Origin of the sequence: Streptomyces sp. NPDC087859 (assembly GCF_044742595.1) — a bacterium.
GTDB classification, from domain to species: Bacteria; Actinomycetota; Actinomycetes; order Streptomycetales; family Streptomycetaceae; genus Streptomyces; species Streptomyces canus_F.
Genome location: NZ_JBIUUU010000001.1, coordinates 228,277 through 249,220, shown reverse-complemented (window position 1 = coordinate 249,220; position 20,944 = coordinate 228,277). Strand labels below are relative to the sequence as shown.

Here is a 20,944-nt window from a genome sequence, read left to right as displayed (position 1 = left end):
GGGGGTTTGGGGATCTGGGGGGATCTGTTGCTTACGTCTGTCTTCATCGCTGCCGTCTCGCTCGCCTTGTTCTGGATGGCAGCGTTCACCTTGTGGTGGCAGATGCACGCGTGGCGCACGCCCGAGGTGCTCGCCTCCACCCGGTTCAGCAGACCGGACGGGGGCGAGCAGGTGTCGTTCTCGCTGCTGCTGCCCGCGCGGCACGAACAGGCCGTGCTGGACCACACCATCCAGCGGCTGCTGGAGTCCAGCCACACCGACTTCGAGATCATCGTCATCGTCGGGCACGACGACCCGGAGACCACGGCAGTGGCCGAGAAGGCGGCGGCGCGTGATCCGCGCGTCCGCGTCGTCGTCGACACCCACGAGAAGAAGAACAAGCCGAAGGCCATGAACACGGCGCTTCCACACTGCCGCGGCGACGTCGTCGGAGTCTTCGACGCCGAGGACCAGGTCCACCCCGAGCTCCTCGCCCATGTCGACCACGCCTTCAGGACCACCGGGGCCGATGTCGTCCAGGGCGGTGTGCAGCTCATCAACTTCCACTCCAGCTGGTACAGCCTGCGCAACTGCCTGGAGTACTTCTTCTGGTTCCGCTCCCGGCTGCACCTGCACGCGCAGAAGGGGTTCATCCCGCTCGGCGGCAACACCGTCTTCGTGCGGACCGACACCCTCAAGGAGGCCGGGGGCTGGGATCCCGACTGTCTCGCCGAGGACTGCGACCTGGGCGTACGGCTCTCCAGCGTCGGCAAGAAGGTCGTCGTCGCCTACGACTCCGACATGGTGACCCGGGAGGAGACCCCCGGCTCGCTCATGTCGCTGCTCAAGCAGCGCACCCGCTGGAACCAGGGTTTCCTCCAGGTCTACCGGAAGCAGGACTGGAAGCAACTCCCCGGTCTCGGACAGCGGTTGCTCGCCCGCTACACCCTCATGACGCCGTTCCTTCAGGCCTTCTCCGGCGTCGTCATCCCGCTCAACGTGGCGATCGCGCTCTTCCTCGACGTGCCGGTCGGCGTCGCCTTCATCACCTTCCTGCCGGCGGTCACCGCACTGGTCACCTTCGTCTTCGAGGTCGTCGGACTGCATGACTTCGGCAAGCAGTACGGCCTGCGCGTCCGCTCCGTCCACTACCTCAAGCTCGTCGTGGGCGGCCCCTTCTACCAGGTGCTCCTCGCCGGGGCCGCCGTCCGCGCCGTATGGCGTGAGCAACGCGGCCGGAACGACTGGGAGTTGACCACTCATGTCGGTGCGCATCTGAACCAGGCGCCGGCGCTCCGAGAGGACGTCCCCGCGTGACCTCCACCCTTCCCGCGGTGACCGCTCCCCAGGTCCCCGCGCAGCGGCAGCCTGCGCCTGATGTGCGTCCGGCCGGCCGAACGGCACCGTCGAAACGCCCCGACCTCCTCCTGTGCGGTGCGCTCCTCGTGGCGATCCTCACCGTCCAGGGCTGGAACATCGCCGACTACCCGACCCTCAGCGATGACGAGGGCACCTACCTCGCCCAGGCCTGGGCCGTCCAGGAGGGCAAGGGCCTCGCCCACTACACCTACTGGTACGACCACCCGCCGCTCGGTTGGATCCAGATAGCGGTGCTCACCTGGATACCGAAGATGCTGAGCCCGGAGTCGATGACCGTCGGCTCGATGCGGGTGATGATGCTGCTGATCAGCGCGGTCAGCGCGGCCCTGGTGTACGTCCTCGGGCGCCGGCTCGCCCTGCCGCGCTGGGCCGCCGGGCTCGGCATGGCCCTGTTCGGGCTCTCCCCGCTCTCCGTCGTCCTCCAGCGGGAGATCTTCCTGGACAACCTCGCGGTGATGTGGACGCTCCTCGCGTTCACCCTCGCCGCGTCCCCGAGCCGCCACCTCTGGCACCACTTCGGTGCGGGCATCGCCGCCGCGACGGCCGTCCTCACCAAGGAGACGATGCTCGTCGTCCTGCCGGCGCTGCTGCTCACCATGTGGCGCCACAGCCACCGGGACACCCGCAAGTTCGCCCTCACCGGCGCGATCACCGCATGCACGCTGCTCGGCCTCGCATACCCCCTGTTCGCCCTGCTCAAGGGGGAGTTGCTGTCCGGCGGCGGTCACGTGTCGTTGTGGGACGGGGTCAAGTACCAGATGACCAGGCCCGGTTCGGGCTTCATCCTCGACCAGGGGTCCGGTTCCCACGGGGTGCTGCGGTCGTGGCTCTACTACGACCGTGTCCTGCCGCTGGGCGGTCTCGTCGGCGCGCTCCTGCTGCTGGCCACCTGGCGCTGGTCGGTCACCGCCCGCGCACTGGCCGGACCGGCGCTGACGGTCGCGATCCTCGCCGGGCTCGCCCTGCGCCCCAACGGCTATCTGCCCGCGATGTACGTCATCCAGGCGCTGCCGTTCCTCGCGCTCGTGCTGGCCGGGGGCACCGCCTCCGTCGCCCATGCCGTCCTGCGCAGAAGCCACCGGCTGCCCCGCGGCGGCCGGTACGCCCTCGCCGCCGTCCTCGCGATCGCCGCCGGCGCCTACGTCGTCCCGCGCTGGTACGACGGTGACCGCACCGCCGTCACCGCCGACGCCAACGCCCCCTACCGGGCCGCCTCCAAGTGGCTGGCGACCGAGGTGGATCAGCCGGAGAAGACGCGGGTGCTCGTGGACGACGCGCTCTGGCTGGACCTGGTGCACGCCGGGTACCGGCCCGGGCTCGGCGCCATCTGGTTCTACAAGGCCGACCTCGACCCGGCGGTGACCAAGACGATGCCGCACGGCTGGAAGGACCTCGACTACGTCGTCGCCTCCCCGACCGTGCGGCGTGACGCGGCGGACCTGCCCAATGTGAAGGCCGCCATCCAGCACTCGACGCCGGTCGCCGTCTTCGGCGCCGGTGCGGACCGGATCGAGATCCGGCAGATCCAGACCGTCTCCGGAGGCGTTCGATGACCCACGAGTACACGACTCCCGTCCCGGCCGTACGGATCACCGAGATCCCCGAGCCCGGTGCCGTCACCATCGTCGTACCGACGTACAACGAGTCCGCGAACATCCGCCAACTGCTCCATCAGATCACCGAGTCGGTGCCGGCCAGACTCCCCTGCGAGGTCGTCTTCGTGGACGACTCCACCGACGACACCCCCGAGGTGATCCACGAGGCCGCCAAGGACTGCCCGTTCCCGGTGACCGTGCTGCACCGCGACGAGCCGGTCGGCGGGCTCGGCGGGGCGGTCGTGGAGGGGATGAAGGCGGCCGGGTCGGACTGGGTCGTCGTGATGGACGGCGACTGCCAGCATCCGCCGTCCCTGGTCCCGGAGCTGGTCGCGACGGGGGAGCGGGCGAACGCCGGTCTCGTCGTCGCCTCCCGGTACATCAAGGGCGGCAGCCGCGCCGGGCTCGCGGGCAACTACCGCGTGGCCGTGTCCAGGGCGGCGACCTGGCTGACCAAGTCCCTCTTCCCGCGCCGGCTGCACGGCATCAGCGACCCGATGAGCGGCTTCTTCGCCATCCGCCGCAGCGACATCACGGCCGACGTCCTGAAGCCCCTCGGCTACAAGATCCTCCTCGAACTCGCCGTCCGCAGCCGCCCCCGCGCGGTCACCGAGGTGCCCTTCGTCTTCCAGGACCGGTACGCGGGCGAGTCCAAGTCCAGCGCCCAGGAGGGCCTGCGCTTCCTGCGTCACCTGGTCGGTCTGCGCACCGCCTCGCCGGTCGCCCGCATGGTCGGCTTCGGCCTGATCGGCGCGACCGGCTTCGTGCCCAACCTGCTCGGGCTGTACGCCCTCACCGTCCTCGGCATGCACTACGTACCGGCCGAGATCCTCGCCAACCAGCTCGGCGTCGCCTGGAACTTCCTGCTCATCGAGCATCTGCTGTTCCGCGACCGCCGCCGGCACCGGCGCTGGTGGGACCGCGCCGGCCGGTTCGCCCTGATCGCCAACGCCGACCTGGTGCTGCGCATCCCCCTGATCGCCCTGTTCGTGCACCGGTTCGGGATGGGCGCGCTGTCCGCCACCGCGCTGGCGCTGGTGACGACGTTCGTCCTGCGCTTCGCCGGGACCGAGGCGCTGGTCTATCTCCCGCGCAGAAACCGGAGCCGCACCGCATGAACCACAGACGGAGAACCGCCCTGCTCGCCGTGGGCGTTCTGACCGCGGGGCTGCTCCTGACCGCCCCGCAGCCCGCCTCCGCCGCCAACCTCATCAAGAACCCCGGCTTCGAGACCGCCGGCACCGGCGGCATGCCGTACTGCTGGGAGAAGTCCGGCTGGGGCGACAACGACTTCACCTTCACCACCACGTCCGACGCCCACTCCGGCTCGAAAGCCATGAAGGTCGAGCTGACCCGCCGGACCGAAGGCGACCGCAAGGCGCTGATCACCGAGTCGGCGGAGTGCGCCCCCGTCGTCAGCGTGGGCAAGCAGTACGACCTGAACCTCTGGTACAAGTCGACGACCCCGGACGCGTCGGTCACCCTGTTCCGGCACGACACGACGGCCGGCTGGCAGTACTGGACGGACCTGAAGACCCTGGAGATGGCCGGCGGCTGGACCGAGGCGAGCGTCCGTACGCCCGCGGTCCCCACCGGCACCGACCGCATCACCTGGGGTGTCTCCGTCTACGGCACCGGATCCGCCACCACCGACGACTACACCATGGAGCAGGTCGCCGACCCCGTCCCCGTACCGCAGTGCACGGGCACCGCCGAGCAGTGCGCCAACGGCCGCTGGGACGTGCTGCCCACCCAGAACCCGGTGCGCTCCATGCACTCCGTCGTCCTCAACAACGGCAAGGTGCTGCTGATCGCGGGCTCCGGCAACAGCGAGGAGCAGTTCAACGCGGGCACCTTCACCTCGGCCGTGTACGACCCGGTCAACGGCACGTACAAGGTGATCCCCACGCCCAAGGACATGTTCTGCTCCGGGCACGTCCAGCTCCAGGACGGGCGCGTGCTGGTGATGAGCGGGAACAAGGCGTACCCGGTCGCGGGCGGGCACGGCTACGAGGGGTTCAAGGACTCGTACGTCTTCGATCCGGTCAGCGAGACGTACAGCAAGACCAACGACATGAACGACGGCCACTGGTACCCGTCGGCGACGATCCTCGGCAACGGTGACGTCATCTCCTTCGGCGGGCTGCGCGAGGACTCCACCGGTTCGGTGACCGCCGAGCTGTGGTCGGACGCCGAGCAGAAGTGGCTGGAGCTCTGGAAGGTCAACCAGACCTGGTCGTACTGGGGCCTGTACCCGTCGATGATCCTGATGCAGGACGGCCGCCTCTTCTACTCGGGCAGCCATGTCTTCGGCAACAACATCCCGGGCACCGGCAGCGCGATCTACGACTACGACGCCAACACGGTCACCCAGGTCCCGGGGCTCCAGAACAAGGACCAGCGGGACCAGTCGGCGAGCGTGCTGCTGCCTCCCGCCCAGGACCAGAAGGTCCTCACGATCGGTGGCGGCAACATCGACTCCAACCCGGACGCCAACCGCCTGACCGACGTCATCGACCTCAAGCAGGCCAACCCGGCCTACACCGCCGGTCCGCCGCTCCCGCAGGGCACGGTCGACCTCGGCAACGGCAAGCAGGCCCAGACCGGCAACCAGGGCAAGATGTACGTCTCCGCCGTCCTGCTGCCCGACGGCAAGGTGCTGGAGACGGGCGGCGCGCTGCACAACCGTGCCGATCCGGTGTACGAGTCGTCGCTCTACGACCCGGCCACCGGCACCTTCGACCCGGTGGCCGCCGACCCCGAGGCCCGCGGCTACCACTCCTCGGCGTTCCTGCTCCCCGACGGCCGGGTGATGACGACCGGCGACAACCCGGGCAACGGCAGCTGGAACCACAACGTGTCGATCTACACGCCGCCCTATCTCCTCAAGGGCCCGCGTCCGGCGATCACTTCGGTCATCGACACCGAGTGGACCTACGGCGACACCCAGCGGATCACCGTCGACCGGCCCATCGTCAAGGCCGAGTTGATCCGTCCGGCCGCGGTGACGCACTCCTCCGACCCGAACCAGCGGTTCGTCGATCTGCCGCTGTCGGTGGACGGCAACAACGTCGACCTCAATGTGACGAGCAATCCCGATCTGGCCCCGCCCGGCTGGTACATGCTCTTCGCGGTCGACGCCAACGGGGTGCCGTCGGTGGCCAAGTGGGTTCATCTGCAAGGGCCTTCGGCGCTCGGTGCGACGGACGCCTCGGCGCATGTGCACTCCTTCGCGGACTCACTCGAAGGCAAGGTCACCGAGCCCGGCAAGAAGCGCACCTCGCAGAAGGTGCCGGTCACCGTCTCCGGCTGCGACCGGCACTACGGCTCGATCAACGTCTGTGTGCCGACCGACTTCCCGCCGAGCGTGAAGGCCACCGCCAAGGCCCGCTGCGACTGGCTGAAGAAGAACGACTACGGCCGGCTGAAGGTCAACGGCAAGGACGACCCGCTGCGGCTCGACCGCGACGGGGACGGGGTCGCCTGCGGGAAGGCCGACCTCAGGAAGCGTTAGGGAAGTCCGCCAGGGCGCGCGCCACGATGGCCTCCAGCTGTTCGTGGTGCGCGCCCTTCCAGTAGGCGCGCCCGCACTGGGTGCACTGCGCGAACACGTCGTACGACCGGTGTGTGCCGCCGGCCAGCTGGTCCGCCACCTCCTCCTTGGTGGCCTCCCTGAGCAGGCCGTTGCAGGCGGTGCAGCGCGTCCAGGGCCGTAGCTCGGGGCGGAACCGGTCGAGGATGTCGCGGAGCTGCTCCTCGGGGCGGGTGCTGTAGACGTAGGCGCCGGCCCACAGTTCGCGGCGGCGCAGCAGGCCCCGGTCGCGGCTGAGCATGACCCGCTGCTGGACGGCGGAGCGGGTGGCGAGGGCCGGATCGCCGATGTCCGTCGACTCGTACGCCGTGTCCACGCCGAGCAGGCGCAGCCGGCGGGCGAGGGTGCCGAGGTGGACGTCGAGGAGGAAGCGCAGCGGAGCGCCGGGCACTCGCTGGGGGCGCTCGACGTCCCGTACGGCCACGGAGTCGCCGACGGCGGGGACGTACGACCTGGGTACCTCGCGGCCGTCCACGAGGAGGGTGCCGACCTCGGTCAGCGGGACGCCGAGGGACTCGACGACATGGCCGAGGGTCGAGACGCCGTCGGTGGTGACCGTGGTGGAGCCGTGGCGGCGTTCGTGCGGGACGAACAGGGCCAGCCTGGGGGCGAATTCGACGTGGATCTCCGGTCCGTTCACCTGGTCAGGATGTCATGTCAGGCGTCGGCGGCCTCAGGTTTTCCGGACCGGCAGGCCGTTCACGAGGACCTCCACGGTGCGGTCGACGAGGTCGACGAGGTCGTCCTGGAAGCCGCTCTCGGCCCAGTACTGGGCGATCTCCCCGAAGCCGCTGATGAGGGACATCGTGTAGACCCGTACCTCCAGGGCGTCCTTGTCCCAGCCAGTGCGCTCGGCGACGGCCTCGGCGAGCATGCGGCTGGTGACCGCGATGTGCTCGCGCATCCGGGACCGCACCGCGGGGACCTGGACCAGCAGATGGGACCGCATACGGGTGATCTCGGGTTCCCGCTCGAGCCCGAAGCTGATGGCCTTCTTCATGACGTACCGCATCGAGTCGACCCACGCCTCGTCCGCCGGCCGGTTGCGCAGCTCGCCCAGGATGATCGGGTCGTACTCGTCCGTGAGGACGATGTCCTCCTTGGTGGGGAAGTAGCGGAAGACCGTGGACGGCGACACCTCGGCCCGCTCGGCGATCTGCTCGACGGTGGTGGCGTCGTAGCCCTGTTCCTTGATCAGGGCGTACGTCGCGTCGCGGATCGCCGTCCGGGTCTTGATCTTCTTCCGCTCGCGAAGTCCCAGCTGGGGGGCGTCGGTGAGCGGGAGGGAGCGTGCGGGTGACATGGGTTCATTGTCGGGCATCGGCCTGCGGGGCCACCATGTCCGGGGTGCCGGCGCTCTCGTCGGCCTTCCGCGCCCCCGGCAGGAACGCCGCCGCGAGGAGTGCCGCTCCGGGGCTCGCCTTCCCGGCGACGAGGTGTGCCGCGACCACGGACTCCCCGGCGGTGTCGGCCGCCCGCGCCGGCAGCCCGGTGACGTCGAGCCGGTCCCGGTAGGTGTCGGCCAACAGGCTGCCGAGCAGGCCGATACCGATCGCGCCGCCGACCTGGCGCAGGGTCATCAGGAGCCCGGAGCCGAAGCCGAGGCCGGTGACGGTGAGCCACAACGCGGTGAAGCCGAGCCGGAGTCGACCGTCGTACGGGTGGCGAGGAGCGCGGCGAAGGACAGCACCACCAGGCCGGCGCTGACCGTGGCGCGGGCGCCGAAGCGGGTGGCGGCCTGCGGGGCCGTGCGGGAGGCGACCAGGATGCCGCCCATCATCGGCAGCAGACGTACGCCGGTGCCGAGGGCGTCGTTGCCGAGGACGGCCTGGAGGTAGGGCGGCAGCACGAACAGGAGGCCGGACAGGACGAACATGACCAGGGTCGCGGCGATCGTGTTGAAGAGGAAGCCTCGGTGGGCGAGCAGGGTCATGTCGAGCATGGGCCGCTCCATCCGGCGTTCGCGCAGGACCAGCGGGTCGCCCCAGCCGTGGGTGGGCGCCTCGATGATCGCGTAGACCAGGGCGCCCAGGCCGGCCGCGGTGAACGCGGTGGAGACGGGGTCGACCCTGGGGGAGCCGGGGTCACGGGTATCGGGGAGCAGGAAGACGCAGGCGGCGATGCCGATCGCGGCCATCGGGACGTTGACGAGGAAGACCGAGCCCCACCAGAAGTGGTTGAGCAGCCAGCCGCCGATGATCGGGCCGAGCGGCAGTCCGAGCGCCGAGGCGGCGGAGATGATGGCGGTGGCCTTGGGCTGTTCCTTGGGCGGCGATGACCCAGTGCACGTCCCCCGCCAGGGCGCCCACGAGTGAACCGGCGAGGAAGACGCCGAGTCCGGCGATCAGCATCCGCCGCCGTCCGAAGCGGTCGCCGAGCAGTCCGGCGGGGAGCATCAGCGCCGCGAACACGATCACGTACGCGTCCGCCATCCTCCCCCAGTGCTAGACGCCTGGGGGGACCCCCGGGTGCTCGCCGGTCGAGGCGCCGAGGTCGGCGGCCATGGTCGGGAGCGCCACATCGAGGATCGTCGTGTCGAAGCCGAGGGTCAGCATGCTCGTGACGAGGGCGGCGAGGGCCCACCAGCGCCGTGGGTCAGAAGTGGAAGCGCCCATGAAATGAGAGTGGCTCTCAAAAAGTAGCCTCTGTCAATGAAAAAAGGGGCCACGGCTTGAAGCCGTGGCCCTGAAGAGGGGTGACGCCGCTACGCGTGCTGGTACGCCACCAGCGAGATTCCGACGTAGTGGACGGCGAACGCCGCCAGGGTGAGCGAGTGGAAGACCTCGTGGAAGCCGAAGAAGCGCGGGGAGGGGTCGGGGCGCTTGAGGCCGTAGATCACACCGCCCGCGCTGTAGAGCAGGCCGCCGACGATCACCAGGACCAGGACCGCGATGCCGCCGGTGCGCATGAAGTCGGGCAGGAAGAAGACCGCCGCCCAGCCCATCGCGATGTAGCACGGGGTGTAGAGCCAGCGCGGAGCGCCCACCCAGAAGACACGGAAGATGATTCCGGCCAGGGCGGCACCCCAGATGCCCCAGAGCAGCCACTGCCCCTTCGTGCCGGGCAGGAGCAGCATCGTCAGCGGGGTGTAGGTGCCCGCGATGATCAGGAAGATGTTGGCGTGATCCAGTCTGCGCAGGACGCCGTCCATGCGCGGGCTCCAGTTGCCCCGGTGGTACAGGGCGCTGACGCCGAACAGCAGGCAGGCGGTCAGGGCGAAGATCCCGCAGGCGATACGGCCCCGCGTCGAGTCCGCGAGGGCGGTGAGCACCAGGCCCGAGATGAGCACGGCCGGGAACATGCCGAGATGCAGCCAGCCCCGGAGCTTTGGCTTGATCTCTTGCGGCAGGGAGAGCGCCACGGGGTTGCGGCCGGCGGCCGGCGAGTCCAGGGGCGCGTCGGAGGCGGACGCAGTCATGCACTGCATCGTACCTACGGAACCGTAAGTTGCGGATGAGTGCGAGCCCCGCAAGGGCCGAGAGTGGCCATCATCTCATGGCAGTTGACGCCGTGAGGGCGCGGTCAAGGAAGTGTCAAGTGAACCCAAAGTGCACGGTTGGCAACACTCCGACACGTGGCAATCCTCACTCCGCTCAAGTGTGAGGCCTTCTGGACAGATGGGCACTCGAGACGGATGATCAGATGAGTGCGGTCGGCACCGGATGAGCGCCAGGGCACCACCAGAAGCATCCGGGTCGCAGCCCCCACGGGGCCTCCAAACAAAAAATCCCTCATTTAGGAGCAATCGTGGCGCGCGACATCGCGGCTCCCCCCGTCATCCCCACCCAGCACAAGGAACTGGTCTCGTGGGTGAACGAGATCGCAGAACTGACGCAGCCGGACAGCGTGGTCTGGTGTGACGGATCAGAGGCCGAGTACGAGCGCCTGTGCGAGGAGCTCGTCGAGAAGGGCACCTTCAGGAAGCTCGACCCGATCAAGCGCCCGAACTCCTACTACGCGGCCTCCGACCCGACCGACGTCGCGCGCGTCGAGGACCGCACCTTCATCTGCTCCGAGAAGGAAGAGGACGCCGGCCCGACCAACCACTGGAAGGCCCCCGCCGACATGCGGGAGATCTTCGCCGGCGACAAGGGCGTCTTCCGCGGCTCCATGAAGGGCCGGACGATGTACGTCGTCCCGTTCTGCATGGGCCCCCTCGGCTCGGACCTCTCCGCCATCGGCGTCGAGATCACCGACTCGGCCTACGTCGCCGTCTCCATGCGCACCATGACCCGGATGGGGCAGCCGGTCCTGGACGAGCTCGGCTCCGACGGCTTCTTCGTGAAGGCCGTCCACACCCTCGGCGCCCCCCTCGCGGAGGGCGAGGCGGACGTCCCGTGGCCCTGCAACTCCACCAAGTACATCTCGCACTTCCCCGAGAGCCGCGAGATCTGGTCCTACGGCTCCGGCTACGGCGGCAACGCCCTGCTCGGCAAGAAGTGCTACGCCCTGCGCATCGCGTCGGTGATGGCCCGCGACGAGGGCTGGCTCGCCGAGCACATGCTGATCCTCAAGCTCACGCCCCCGCAGGGTGAGTCGAAGTACGTCGCCGCCGCCTTCCCGAGCGCCTGCGGCAAGACCAACCTCGCCATGCTGGAGCCCACGATCTCCGGCTGGACGGTCGAGACGATCGGCGACGACATCGCCTGGATGCGGTTCGGCGAGGACGGCCGCCTCTACGCCATTAACCCCGAGGCCGGCTTCTTCGGCGTCGCGCCCGGCACCGGCGAGCACACCAACGCCAACGCCATGAAGACGCTGTGGGGCAACTCCGTCTTCACCAACGTGGCACTCACCGACGACAACGACATCTGGTGGGAGGGCATGACGGAGGAGACTCCGGCCCACCTCACCGACTGGAAGGGCAACGACTGGACGCCGGATTCCGGTGTCCCCGCCGCCCACCCCAACGCCCGCTTCACCACCCCCGCCGCCCAGTGCCCGATCATCGCGCCCGAGTGGGAGGACCCCAAGGGCGTGCCGATCTCGGCGATCCTCTTCGGCGGACGGCGCGCCACCGCCGTACCGCTGGTGACCGAGTCCTTCGACTGGAACCACGGTGTGTTCCTGGGCGCCAACGTGGCCTCCGAGAAGACCGCGGCCGCCGAGGGCAAGGTCGGCGAGCTGCGCCGCGACCCCTTCGCCATGCTGCCGTTCTGCGGCTACAACATGGGCGACTACATGGGGCACTGGATCGACGTCGCCAAGGACAAGGACCAGTCGAAGCTCCCGAAGATCTACTACGTCAACTGGTTCCGCAAGAACGACGAGGGCAAGTTCGTCTGGCCCGGCTTCGGCGAGAACAGCCGTGTCCTGAAGTGGATCGTCGATCGTCTCGACGGCAGGGCCGAGGGCGTCGAGACCCCGATCGGCGTGCTGCCGGCCAAGGGCGCGCTGGACACCAAGGGCCTCGCACTCTCCGAGTCCGACCTGGACTTCCTCCTCACCGTCGACAAGGAGGTCTGGCGCGAGGAGGCCGCCCTGGTCCCCGAGCACCTCAACACCTTCGGCGAGCACACCCCGAAGGAACTGTGGGACGAGTACCGGGCGCTGGTGCAGCGCCTGGGCTGAGTCCCGCCCCGAAGACTCCGCGGCCGGCCCGGATGTTGCCCTGACCAGTGATCGTCACGGCCGGCCGCGGTGACAGCCGACGAGGTTCCGTACAACGGCGTGCGGGGCTTGAGGCCTGTCGTCGGTCTCCCGTCCGCCCCGACGGGAGACCGACGACAGGCCTTCGTCTTTTTCCTCATCACCTCTGTGCGGACGAGGATTTCGCGGGACACTCGGGACATCCTGCAACGAACCCCGAAATGAGGTGAGCGGGGTGCGCACACCGGTCAGCGATCCCTTGAAGGTGGGGCCGTACCGCATCGTCGGACGGCTCGGGTCCGGCGGCATGGGCTGGGTCTATCTCGGACGGTCGCCCGCCGGGCGCGAGGTGGCGGTGAAGGTGGTGCGCCCGGAGCTGGCGGCCGAACCCGAGTTCCGGGAACGCTTCGCGCGCGAGGTCGCCGCCGCCCGGATCGTCAGCGGCGCCTACACCGCGGCGGTGATCGACGCCGACACCGAGGCCGAACTGCCCTGGCTCGCCACGATGTACGTCCCCGGCCCCTCGCTCGCCGAGGCGGTCCGCACGGACGGGCCGCTGCCCGAGGACCAGGTGCGCCGCCTCGGCGCGTTCCTCGTCGAGGCGCTCCAGGCGGTGCACGCGGCCGGAGTCGTGCACCGCGACCTCAAGCCGTCCAACGTGCTCCTCGCCTCCGACGGGCCGCGCGTCATCGACTTCGGGATCTCCCGTGTCGACGGGGCACCCGGCCTCACCAAGGTCGGACTCATCGTCGGCACACCGCCGTTCATGTCGCCCGAGCAGATGAAGGGAGCGCGGGTCGGACCGGAGAGCGATGTGTTCTCCCTCGGCGGAGTGCTGGTGTACGCGCTGTCGGGCCGCCCGCCGCACGGGGCGGGGGAGTCGGTGCGCTACCAGGTGGTCTTCGGCGACCCCGACCTCGACGGCGTACCGCATGCCCTGCGTCCGCTGATAGCGCGCTGCCTGGCCAAACGGCCCGAGGAACGGCCGCGGCTGGAGGCACTGCTGACCGAACTGCTGGAGGAGGCCCCGCAGGCGCCCTCGTGGCCGCCGCCCAAGGTACGCCGGACCATCGAGATCCGCGTCGGCGAGCTGGCCGCGCGCCGCGCCGCCGGTACGAGCGTGTCCGTGCCCTCCTGTCTGATGCTGCACGCCCAGGCACTGCTGGACGCGGGGCTGACCGACGCGATGGTCGCCCGGGCGGTGGGCCGTGGCACCGTCTGAGCCCTCGACCGGCCCGGCCCTTGAAATCGGCACGCACTGGCGGCAGTTGGTGCGGAACTGGGGTGCCGGCCGGAATTTCCACGCCGTGACCGACACCGATTCCGTGTCCCTGAAATTCGACCTCGAGGACACGGGACGCACGCTCACGGTCAGATTCATGACCACCAAGCGGCTGCTCGTCGCCTTTGTCACGGACGGGAATTTCCTGCGTCACGACCAACTGGCGGTCGCCGCGGCGGCATCGAACGCCTGGAATACCGAACAGTTGAATCCCATGCTCTCCGTGTGGGACGTCCGGGGGCCGCGGCCGTGTCTCGCAGGGGTGTGCGATCTGCCGCTGACCTGCCGGGTCACCCAAGCGGACTTCGATGCTTTGGCCAGTGATTGGGTGGAACGGGCGCGGCAGATGTTCACCCGTTGTCATGAGGTGTTCCAGTTGTAGAAGAGAAACGTGGGAAAGCGTAAACCCCTATCGGGAACAGGCCTGTTGGCTCCAATATGAGCGAGGGTCAATTCGGGCCACGGGGGTGCCCATGAGGCGTTCGTTCTGTTTCACCGTGCTTCTTGGGCTGTTCGCCGCCCTGGTCTCCGCGGTGCCCGCGCATGCCGACGGGGCATGCGACGGGGTCTTCGCGGAAAGGCTGCGCTGCTGGACCCGGGAGATCAAGGATCACGCCGTCACGGTCACCGTGGACCGGAAGCTGCCGTTCGACGGTGACCAGCGGGACCGGAACGCCGTCGCCACCACCATGCTGGGCAGCCGCCACAACCTCGAAGTACAGGTGCCGGACGGGGTGACGACCGGCGAGGGCGGCACCGCGCTGCTCGTGCTGGCGGGCCGCCGGCTCGTCCACCCGAATGCCCTTGTCACCCGGCTGACCTCGACACAGGTCACGGAACTGGAGGGCGTCGGCGCCTGCGCCAAGGGGCCCGGCGACCTGTGCGACCTGGTCGGTCCAGGGTCCGCCAAGCCGGTGTCCGGCGCCGAGCTGATCAGTGAGCAGGGCATCGCGGGCCTCCCCGAGTCCGAGTACTTCCTGGACTCGCCCGAGGGCTCCGGCCTGGGCTACGAGGACTGGCTCCTGATCGTCGTAGCCACTCTTCTCGTCCTCCTCCTCATCGCCTTCTACTTCGCCGTACGCCGCACCCGCACGGCCCCCGCCCCCGCCACCGGCCCGGCGCCGGCCGCCCGCAGCGCCGACGAGCCCACCCGTGCCCTGCGCACGACGCCCGCCCGCCCCGGCCGGCACCGCGGCCCGAGCGGCCCCACCCGCCCCGCCGTCGTCCGCACCGACCTGCACCCCCAGGGATACGTCGAACTCGACCGCGTCCTGTACCGGGCCGTGTGGGCGGAGCCCGGGCAGGTGCCGCCCGCGCCCGGCTCCCGAGTCGACGTCACCGACGCGCCCGAGCCGGACTCCGACGTCCTGCACGCCTACCCGCCCGCCGCCGGGCGCCACGCCCACGCCCGTTAGACGTACCGCTCCACCAGGAGAAGCCCATGTCCAGCGAATACCCGCCCACGCTGCCGGCGGAGTACGCCGACATCGAGTTCGAGAACAACGCGCAGCGGCTGCCGCTGGTGCTGTGTCTCGACACGTCCAGTTCCATGGCGGGCCCGCCGATCCAGACGCTCAACAACGCGCTCCTGGAGTGGACGCGTGAACTGCACGACGACGTGGCCCTCAGCTACAGCGTCGAGGTCGCCGTCGTCACCTTCGGCGGACAGGGGGTCGCCGCCTGGCGGGGTCCGCAACCCCTCGCCCCCGGCGCCCCCGTGAGCCCTTTCGTGCCCGCGCACATGTTCCGCCCGCCGCAGCTCGGCGCCGCGGGCGTGACCCTGATGACGGAGGCACTGGAGCTGTCGATGCACATCGTCGCCGCCCGCAAGGCCGAACTGCGCGCCTCCGGACTCCAGTACTACCGCCCGCAGATCTGCCTGGTCACCGACGGCATCCCGACCGACGCCACCGGCCGCCGCACCGACTCCTGGCACCGGCTGGTCCCCGTACTCGCCGAGGAACAGCAGGCCCGCCGCTTCCGGCTGTACGCGATCGGCGTCGGCGGCATCACCGACACCGGCGAGCAGGTCCTGCGGGCGTTCGCCCCGAAGTTCAACGCCACCATCCACGGCTTCCCGTTCCGCGAACTGCTCCAGATGATGTCCGCCAGCGCCAACGCCGAACAGAAGGGCGCCGGCGACGAGGTCTTCGAGAAGATCTTCAGCCAGTTCAAGACCCAGCGCCCCGCCTGGGAGAGCTGAGCGATGGGCCGGGCCGACTGGCGGATCCACGGCATGAGCGTCGAGGGCTACCGGCACCGCCGGGACGGTCTGCCCTGCCAGGACGCCTGCGCCCATGTCACGGAGGGACCGGTCGCCGTGCTCGCCGTCGCGGACGGCGCCGGCAGCCGGCCGCGCTCCGACGAGGGCTCGCGGCTCGCTGTGGAGCTGGCCGCCGAACACTTGGTACGACGGGCCGGCGAGGTCGTCCACAGTCCGCCCGGCAAGGCCGTGCACGACCTGCTCGCGGACGCCTTCCACGAGATCACCGTGGCGTTCCTGGACACCACGGGCGCGGCGGCCGCGGACTTCGCGACCACCCTCACTGTCGTCGTGCTGGCCCCGGACTGGCTCGGCCATCTCACCGTCGGCGACGGTTTCGTCGTCCTGCGCGCCGGAGCCGAGGACGGCGAACCGCAGTTCCATGTGCTGCCGCAGGCCGCGGACGCCAGCGAGTACAGCAACGAGACGGTCTTCCTCACCTCGCCCGACGCGGCCCGCTGGATGCGCACCGACTGTGTGTGCGACCCGGGCATCGACGGCGTCCTGCTCTCCACCGACGGACTCGCCCAGGCCGCCCTCTCCCGCACCGGCGGCGGCACCCCGGCCCCCAACGCCTCCTTCGCCGACGCCGTCTTCCGCTCCCTCGACGGCCCCGGACCGGTGACCGACTCCGCGCACGACAACCTGGCCGCACTGCTCAGGTCGGACCGGCTGACCGCGCTCAACGCCGACGACAAGACCCTGCTGCGAGCCGTACGCAAGGCGCGGCCATGAGCGGCCGCGTCGTCCACCTGGACGGGAAACCGGTCGTCCTCGCCGAGCAGCCCCTGAAGGGCGGCGGACAGGCGGCCGTCTTCCCCGTCGAGGGCGACCACGGGACCGTCGTCAAGCTCTACCGCGACCCGCCGGGCCCCGACCAGGAGCGCCGACTGGCCCGCATGCTGACCATGTCCCCCCTCGCCGCCCGCCCCACCGACCGCTCCCAGCCGCCCGAACTGGCCTGGCCCACCGCGATGGCCCGCAGCCCCGAGGGCGCGTTCCTCGGCTACGCCATGCACCGGTTCGGCGAGCCCGAACACGTCCAGCTGGTCGGGCTGTTCACCCGCGCCCAGCGCCTCAGGCTCTTCCCCCAGGCGGACTGGCGCTTCCTGGTCGGCGTCTCCTGGAACCTCGCCTTCATGACCGCGCGCATGCACCACGACCACCTCGTCATCGGCGACTTCTCCAGCAGCAACGTCGTCGTCGACGCCAACGGCTTCGTGACCTTCCTCGACTGCGACTCCATCGCCTTCACCGACCCCGTCACCGGCGAGCCGTTCCCGTGCCTGATGCACACCACCGACTACTCGGCCCCGGAGCGGCAGGCAGGCGGCCCCGCCACCCGCTCCAGCGACGACTTCGCCCTCGCCGTCCTCGTCTACCAGCTCCTCACCGCCGGCAACCACCCCTTCGGGGGCGTCCCGCACGAGAGCACCTCCGAGTCGACCGTCAAGGACAACATCGCCGCCAGCTGCTCCTACGTCGTCCGCCCCGAGCAGGTCGTCATCCCGCGCGGCACCATCGACCCGTCCGTCCTCCCGCCCGACCTGCTCACCCTCTCCCGCGCCGCCTTCGGCCCCGGCGTCCACGCCCCCGCCGCCCGCCCGCCGGCGGAGGCATGGCTGCGCGCCCTCGACCGGCAGCGCGCACAGATACGGGTGTGCCAGGCGCGGCCGCTGCACGCGTACGGCGCCCATCTGCCGGACTGCCCATGGTGCGTACGGGCGGTCGGCACCGGCCACGACGTGTTCAACGGCCCCCGGCCGCTACCGCTGCCGCCCCCGCCGCCTCCGATGGTGCCGCAGGAGGTGCCTTCGGGCTCCGGGTTCGGTGCGCTGAAGGTGGTGTTCCTGCTGATCGCGCTGGTGGTGTTCCTCGTGATCGCGGCCATCGCCCTGAACAACGGGGGCTAGTTCGCCCGGTCCTCCAGATACCGCGTGTGCGACTCCTGCCGCCGCGCCTCCGTCTCGCGCAGCGCCGCCGCCAGCCCCTCGGCCTCCTCCTGGAGGAGCGTGAGCTGCCGCTCCAGGTGCCGTTCCGGTGCCTCCTGGCCCGGTGCGAGACGCGTCCACCACCGGGTGCGTACGAAGGTGTCGACGGCCTCGGGAACGTCCTGCCGTACCGCCCGGGAGAGCGTGTGCACGCCCTCGGGATCGTGCGCGAGGAGCTCTGCCGACCAGCCGGGATCGAGCAACGCGCCCAGCAGCCCGGTGAGTTCGGTGAGCCGGCCGGCCGCGGCGGGCGGCAGCTCGATCCCCGCCAGATACGTCTGGAGGGTCTCGAAGTCACCGCGCAGGGCGTCCAGCCGGGCGGAGGCGTCCGGGAAGTCCGGCAGCGGCGGCCGTTCCGGCGGGGCGATCAGCGCGCCCGCGCCGTACAGCCCCACGACGACGACGGGCCAGTACGGGCCCGCCACCCCCGCGAAGGTCAGCCCCAGCCCGGCGATCCCGCACACGCTGCCCGTGATGTTCTTCCGGGACTCGAGGTACTCACTGATAGCCACGGATCTCCTCGAAGGCGCCGTCCAGCGAGCCCTGCCGGGCGTCGAAGAGGCGGCCGCCGGTCAGTTCGGCGATGTGTTCCAGTTCCCCCCGGTCGGAGTCGCCGAAGAGGATGGGGAAGACCGGGATCTGCTGCTGGGGGCCGCTGAGTCCGCGGTAGAAGTCGTCGAACTCCCCGGCGTCCGCCCCGGTCGTGTTCTCGCCGTCCGTCATCAGCACGATCGACGTGAACGCGTCCTTGTCGACGCGCAGTTGCTCGTATGCCTTCTGCACCGAGGTGTAGATCGCGGTGTCGCCGTCGGCTTCCAGCCCGTCGGTGTCCTTGCGGATCCCGTCGAGCCCGGACCGCGGATCGGCCGGGTCCACCACATGCGTCCGCACACTCTTCACGTCCGACCCGAACGGCATCAGCGTGACCTCCTCGCGCTCCCGGAAGTCACCGGTGAGCCCGGTCAGGGCCGTCTTCAGCCGCGCCAGCCGGTCGCCCTCCATCGAGCCCGAGGTGTCCAGGACGTACACGGTCCGCGAAGGGCGGCGCAGTTCGTTCTCGTACGAGTCGAGCAGCCCGTCGGCGACGGAACGGCTGCCCGGGAAGGGCAGTTCGCGCCGTCGGTCGGTGTCGAGGCCGGACGCGGGGGACACCGAGGGGACCACCGGGCGGCGGTGGGTGCGCTCGGTGATCTCGCGCTGGATCTCCGGAGTGCGCAGAGCCTCGGCGAGCCGGCGGACGTCCTCGCGAACCGCTGTGTCGGTGGCGGCGAGGGAGGAGAGCGGGTAGTCGGCCGTGACCACGCCGTCCCGGGGGCGGATCACGGTGAGGCCCGGGATGCCCTTGAGGACGGACTCGTAGTTGAGGAGCGCGTCGACGGTCCCGCGCCGCTCGTACGCCGCCGCCAGCCAGCCCGACGAGCCCGACGTCAGCTTCTGGCCCCGGAAGAACTCCTTCAGCCGCGGGGTCGCCTTCGTGACGTCCGCGTCGGTGAGCGCCGACTGGGCGCCGGAGAGGGCCGAGGCGACGGCGACCAGGGTGGAGAAGCCGGAGTTGGAGCGGGACGGATCGGTCATGCCGTACGTCAGCCGGCCGTCCCGGACGGCCTGCTCGACCTGGGCCCAGGTCACCTGCCCGGGCTTCCAGCCGAGGGACTTCAGCGAGGCGCTCCTGATCCCGATCGCCACCGGGCTGGACATCACCGGTGTCTCGGAGACCACCTTCCTCGCCACGTCGGGGCGCAGCCGCAGATAGTCGTTGGAGGACAGCCACAGCGCGTCGTACGTCCCGTCCGCCTTGCCCTCGGCGAGCAGGTCGACCGCGTCCAGGGTGCCCAGATAGACGGGGCGGACCTTGATACCGGTGTCCTTCTCGACGCGGTCGAGGACCGGCGTCATGTCGCCGAGCTCGCTGGAGGCGAGGACACGCAGGGTGCCGGGCTCGTAGGAGCCGACGACACCGGGCGTGCTCACGCCGTCCCCGTGCCGTGGCGACCCCGTCGACGTGCACGCGGTCAGGAGGGCGAGCGCCGCGACGGCCAGTGCGAGGGGTCGTCTCATCCGAGCCCCCCTTCCAGCGCGCTCCGCGACCGGCTGCGCTCCAGGTACGCGGAGGCGTGCTGGAGTTCGGAGGTCAGGGACTCCACGGTCGAGGCCATCACCTCGGTCGCCTGCACCTTGTAGGTGTCGATGGCGTCCAGGGTCCGGTAGATCTGCTGGAACGCCGACCGCAGGGTCTCCGCGCCCACGGCCGGGTCGGCGGCGATGCGCTGGATCTCCCCGCTCTGCGTGGCGAGCATCTCCGCGTTGCCCCGGATGAGGTCCTCGGTCGTGCCGCGCAACGCGTTGACCTGCTCGATGACCTTCTTCTGGTTGTCGAGCGCGGAGGCCAGCATCACGGAGATCCGCAACGCCGACACGGTGGTCGTGGCCGCCCGGTCGACGCCCTTGATCAGCTCCTCGTTGTTGCGGCGTACGACGTCCATGGCGAGGTAGCCCTGGGCGCACACCGCGAGCTGGGTGAGTAGGTCCTGGTGCTTCTGCCGGACCGGGAAGAGCACGTCGGCGCGGAGCGAGTCGGCCGCCTCGGGGTCGCCGACCGCGGCGATGTGCCGCTCGACGGCCGTGTCCAGGGCCTCGGTGAGGACGACGTACTCCTGGAGCTTGCCCATGCTCTCCCAGAGCCGGACCCGCTCGGTCTGCAACGCGGCGTTGTCCCGGCGCAGTTCGTCCTGTCCGCCGCGCAGCGAGCCCACGATCCTGTTGAGGGTCCCCTGTGCGGAGGAGTACTTGGCGACGTAGTCGCGCACCTTGTTGCCCCCGGGCAGCCGGGACAGGAACTTCCGGCCCTTGGCGGCCGGCAGGTCGCGCGGGTCCAGGTCCTCCACCACCCGCCGCAGTTCCACGAGCGAGCCCGCGACCTGCGACTGGGCGTCCCCGCCCGTGTCGGGCAGGCTGCGGATGGTCCGCTCCAGCATCCGGTTGGACTGCGCGGCCGCGGTACGCATCTCGCCGGCGCCGAGCCCGGTGATCTCACCGACCTTGCCCGCGAACTCGGGCGAGCGGGCGTCCAGGGCGGCGAGCCCCGCGACATAGTCGGCGGCCTTCTGCGCCATGCCGGCACGGACGCTCTCGTCGACGGGGACGAGCCCGCCGGCCTTCTCCCGCGGCACGGGTGCCACGGCCTCGGGCGGGGTGAGCGTGAAGACGTCGTCCCCGCTGAGGGTGTGCTGCCGACTGCTGTTCTGGCTGGTGTTGTTGAAGCCGCTCATTCGA

19 protein-coding genes and 1 pseudogene are annotated in these 20,944 nt (G+C 70.2%); 11 read left to right on the top strand and 9 right to left on the bottom strand.

What is annotated here, in order from left to right:
* Window positions 1–27: 27 nt before the first annotated feature.
* Genes ACIOHP_RS01160 through ACIOHP_RS01145 form a run of 4 tightly spaced genes read left to right on the top strand, consistent with a single transcriptional unit; the run spans window position 28 to window position 6,468 of the window.
* Complete coding sequence (locus ACIOHP_RS01160) at window positions 28–1,296, top strand: glycosyltransferase (protein ID WP_361548597.1); 1,269 nt, start codon at window positions 28–30, stop codon at window positions 1,294–1,296.
* On the top strand, window positions 1,293–2,912 hold the full coding sequence (locus tag ACIOHP_RS01155) for a phospholipid carrier-dependent glycosyltransferase (protein ID WP_401882174.1): 1,620 nt from the start codon (window positions 1,293–1,295) through the stop codon (window positions 2,910–2,912). Before ACIOHP_RS01160 ends, ACIOHP_RS01155 begins: the two co-directional genes overlap by 4 nt.
* The gene (locus ACIOHP_RS01150) at window positions 2,909–4,072 is read left to right on the top strand and encodes a glycosyltransferase (protein WP_401882171.1); all 1,164 of its coding nucleotides are present in this window, start codon (window positions 2,909–2,911) and stop codon (window positions 4,070–4,072) included. Before ACIOHP_RS01155 ends, ACIOHP_RS01150 begins: the two co-directional genes overlap by 4 nt.
* On the top strand, window positions 4,069–6,468 hold the full coding sequence (locus ACIOHP_RS01145; protein ID WP_401882168.1) for a galactose oxidase-like domain-containing protein: 2,400 nt from the start codon (window positions 4,069–4,071) through the stop codon (window positions 6,466–6,468). The genes ACIOHP_RS01150 and ACIOHP_RS01145 overlap by 4 nt, the downstream gene beginning before the upstream one ends.
* Here ACIOHP_RS01145 and ACIOHP_RS01140 read toward each other — a convergent pair.
* The 6 genes and pseudogenes from ACIOHP_RS01140 to ACIOHP_RS01115 form a co-directional block, all read right to left on the bottom strand.
* Window positions 6,455–7,186 (bottom strand): Mut7-C RNAse domain-containing protein, encoded by a 732-nt coding sequence (locus ACIOHP_RS01140; protein ID WP_267014979.1) that lies wholly within the window; start codon window positions 7,184–7,186, stop codon window positions 6,455–6,457. The two genes, ACIOHP_RS01145 and ACIOHP_RS01140, sit on opposite strands and share 14 nt — an antisense overlap.
* 33 nt (window positions 7,187–7,219) lie before the next feature.
* Window positions 7,220–7,849, bottom strand: coding sequence for a TetR/AcrR family transcriptional regulator (locus tag ACIOHP_RS01135; protein ID WP_401882164.1), 630 nt, complete (start codon window positions 7,847–7,849; stop codon window positions 7,220–7,222).
* A gap of 4 nt (window positions 7,850–7,853) precedes the next feature.
* Window positions 7,854–8,126 carry a hypothetical protein gene (locus ACIOHP_RS01130; protein ID WP_401882161.1) on the bottom strand — a complete coding sequence of 91 codons (273 nt, stop codon included), beginning with the start codon at window positions 8,124–8,126 and terminating at the stop codon, window positions 7,854–7,856.
* Window positions 8,126–8,942, bottom strand: a pseudogene (locus tag ACIOHP_RS01125) (MFS transporter). Before ACIOHP_RS01125 ends, ACIOHP_RS01130 begins: the two are co-directional and overlap by 1 nt.
* A 48-nt stretch (window positions 8,943–8,990) precedes the next feature.
* On the bottom strand, window positions 8,991–9,161 hold the full coding sequence (locus ACIOHP_RS01120; RefSeq protein WP_401882158.1) for a hypothetical protein: 171 nt from the start codon (window positions 9,159–9,161) through the stop codon (window positions 8,991–8,993).
* An 89-nt stretch (window positions 9,162–9,250) separates the two neighbouring features.
* Window positions 9,251–9,964: a hemolysin III family protein gene (locus tag ACIOHP_RS01115; RefSeq protein ID WP_361480289.1), complete on the bottom strand. Its 714-nt coding sequence runs from the start codon at window positions 9,962–9,964 to the stop codon at window positions 9,251–9,253.
* 329 nt (window positions 9,965–10,293) lie between these two features.
* Between ACIOHP_RS01115 and ACIOHP_RS01110 the strand changes: the two genes are divergently transcribed.
* The 7 genes from ACIOHP_RS01110 to ACIOHP_RS01080 all read left to right on the top strand — a co-directional run bounded on the left by ACIOHP_RS01110 (window position 10,294) and on the right by ACIOHP_RS01080 (window position 17,593).
* Window positions 10,294–12,117: a phosphoenolpyruvate carboxykinase (GTP) gene (locus tag ACIOHP_RS01110; protein ID WP_401882154.1), complete on the top strand. Its 1,824-nt coding sequence runs from the start codon at window positions 10,294–10,296 to the stop codon at window positions 12,115–12,117.
* A gap of 253 nt (window positions 12,118–12,370) precedes the next feature.
* Window positions 12,371–13,357 (top strand): serine/threonine-protein kinase, encoded by a 987-nt coding sequence (locus tag ACIOHP_RS01105; protein ID WP_361548623.1) that lies wholly within the window; start codon window positions 12,371–12,373, stop codon window positions 13,355–13,357.
* 85 nt (window positions 13,358–13,442) lie between these two features.
* On the top strand, window positions 13,443–13,799 hold the full coding sequence (locus ACIOHP_RS01100) for a hypothetical protein (protein WP_307026517.1): 357 nt from the start codon (window positions 13,443–13,445) through the stop codon (window positions 13,797–13,799).
* A gap of 115 nt (window positions 13,800–13,914) precedes the next feature.
* Window positions 13,915–14,832 carry a hypothetical protein gene (locus tag ACIOHP_RS01095; protein WP_401882150.1) on the top strand — a complete coding sequence of 306 codons (918 nt, stop codon included), beginning with the start codon at window positions 13,915–13,917 and terminating at the stop codon, window positions 14,830–14,832.
* Window positions 14,833–14,858: 26 nt separating this feature from the next.
* A complete protein-coding gene (locus ACIOHP_RS01090; RefSeq protein WP_361480277.1) occupies window positions 14,859–15,620 on the top strand; it encodes a hypothetical protein in 762 nt (253 codons plus the stop codon).
* 3 nt (window positions 15,621–15,623) lie between these two features.
* On the top strand, window positions 15,624–16,415 hold the full coding sequence (locus ACIOHP_RS01085) for a PP2C family serine/threonine-protein phosphatase (protein WP_401882148.1): 792 nt from the start codon (window positions 15,624–15,626) through the stop codon (window positions 16,413–16,415).
* Window positions 16,412–17,593 (top strand): hypothetical protein, encoded by a 1,182-nt coding sequence (locus tag ACIOHP_RS01080; RefSeq protein WP_401882145.1) that lies wholly within the window; start codon window positions 16,412–16,414, stop codon window positions 17,591–17,593. Before ACIOHP_RS01085 ends, ACIOHP_RS01080 begins: the two co-directional genes overlap by 4 nt.
* Here ACIOHP_RS01080 and ACIOHP_RS01075 read toward each other — a convergent pair.
* The 3 genes from ACIOHP_RS01075 to ACIOHP_RS01065 are packed head-to-tail and all read right to left on the bottom strand — an operon-like array spanning window position 17,590 to window position 20,940.
* Complete coding sequence (locus ACIOHP_RS01075) at window positions 17,590–18,183, bottom strand: hypothetical protein (RefSeq protein ID WP_361548635.1); 594 nt, start codon at window positions 18,181–18,183, stop codon at window positions 17,590–17,592. The two genes, ACIOHP_RS01080 and ACIOHP_RS01075, sit on opposite strands and share 4 nt — an antisense overlap.
* Window positions 18,170–19,729, bottom strand: a complete 1,560-nt coding sequence (locus ACIOHP_RS01070; protein WP_401882142.1) for a substrate-binding domain-containing protein — start codon at window positions 19,727–19,729, stop codon at window positions 18,170–18,172. Before ACIOHP_RS01070 ends, ACIOHP_RS01075 begins: the two co-directional genes overlap by 14 nt.
* A complete protein-coding gene (locus ACIOHP_RS01065; protein WP_401882139.1) occupies window positions 19,726–20,940 on the bottom strand; it encodes a toxic anion resistance protein in 1,215 nt (404 codons plus the stop codon). Before ACIOHP_RS01065 ends, ACIOHP_RS01070 begins: the two co-directional genes overlap by 4 nt.
* Between the last annotated feature and the right edge of the window lie 4 nt (window positions 20,941–20,944).

Coding starts and splice junctions, on each gene's coding strand:
- ACIOHP_RS01150 (WP_401882171.1), top strand. CDS start 2,909: ATGACCCACGAGTACACGACTCCCGTCCCGGCCGTACGGATCACCGAG.
- ACIOHP_RS01145 (WP_401882168.1), top strand. CDS start 4,069: ATGAACCACAGACGGAGAACCGCCCTGCTCGCCGTGGGCGTTCTGACC.
- ACIOHP_RS01135 (WP_401882164.1), bottom strand. CDS start 7,849: ATGTCACCCGCACGCTCCCTCCCGCTCACCGACGCCCCCCAGCTGGGA.
- ACIOHP_RS01130 (WP_401882161.1), bottom strand. CDS start 8,126: ATGACCCTGCGCCAGGTCGGCGGCGCGATCGGTATCGGCCTGCTCGGC.
- ACIOHP_RS01120 (WP_401882158.1), bottom strand. CDS start 9,161: ATGGGCGCTTCCACTTCTGACCCACGGCGCTGGTGGGCCCTCGCCGCC.
- ACIOHP_RS01115 (WP_361480289.1), bottom strand. CDS start 9,964: ATGACTGCGTCCGCCTCCGACGCGCCCCTGGACTCGCCGGCCGCCGGC.
- ACIOHP_RS01090 (WP_361480277.1), top strand. CDS start 14,859: ATGTCCAGCGAATACCCGCCCACGCTGCCGGCGGAGTACGCCGACATC.
- ACIOHP_RS01085 (WP_401882148.1), top strand. CDS start 15,624: ATGGGCCGGGCCGACTGGCGGATCCACGGCATGAGCGTCGAGGGCTAC.
- ACIOHP_RS01080 (WP_401882145.1), top strand. CDS start 16,412: ATGAGCGGCCGCGTCGTCCACCTGGACGGGAAACCGGTCGTCCTCGCC.
- ACIOHP_RS01070 (WP_401882142.1), bottom strand. CDS start 19,729: ATGAGACGACCCCTCGCACTGGCCGTCGCGGCGCTCGCCCTCCTGACC.
- ACIOHP_RS01065 (WP_401882139.1), bottom strand. CDS start 20,940: ATGAGCGGCTTCAACAACACCAGCCAGAACAGCAGTCGGCAGCACACC.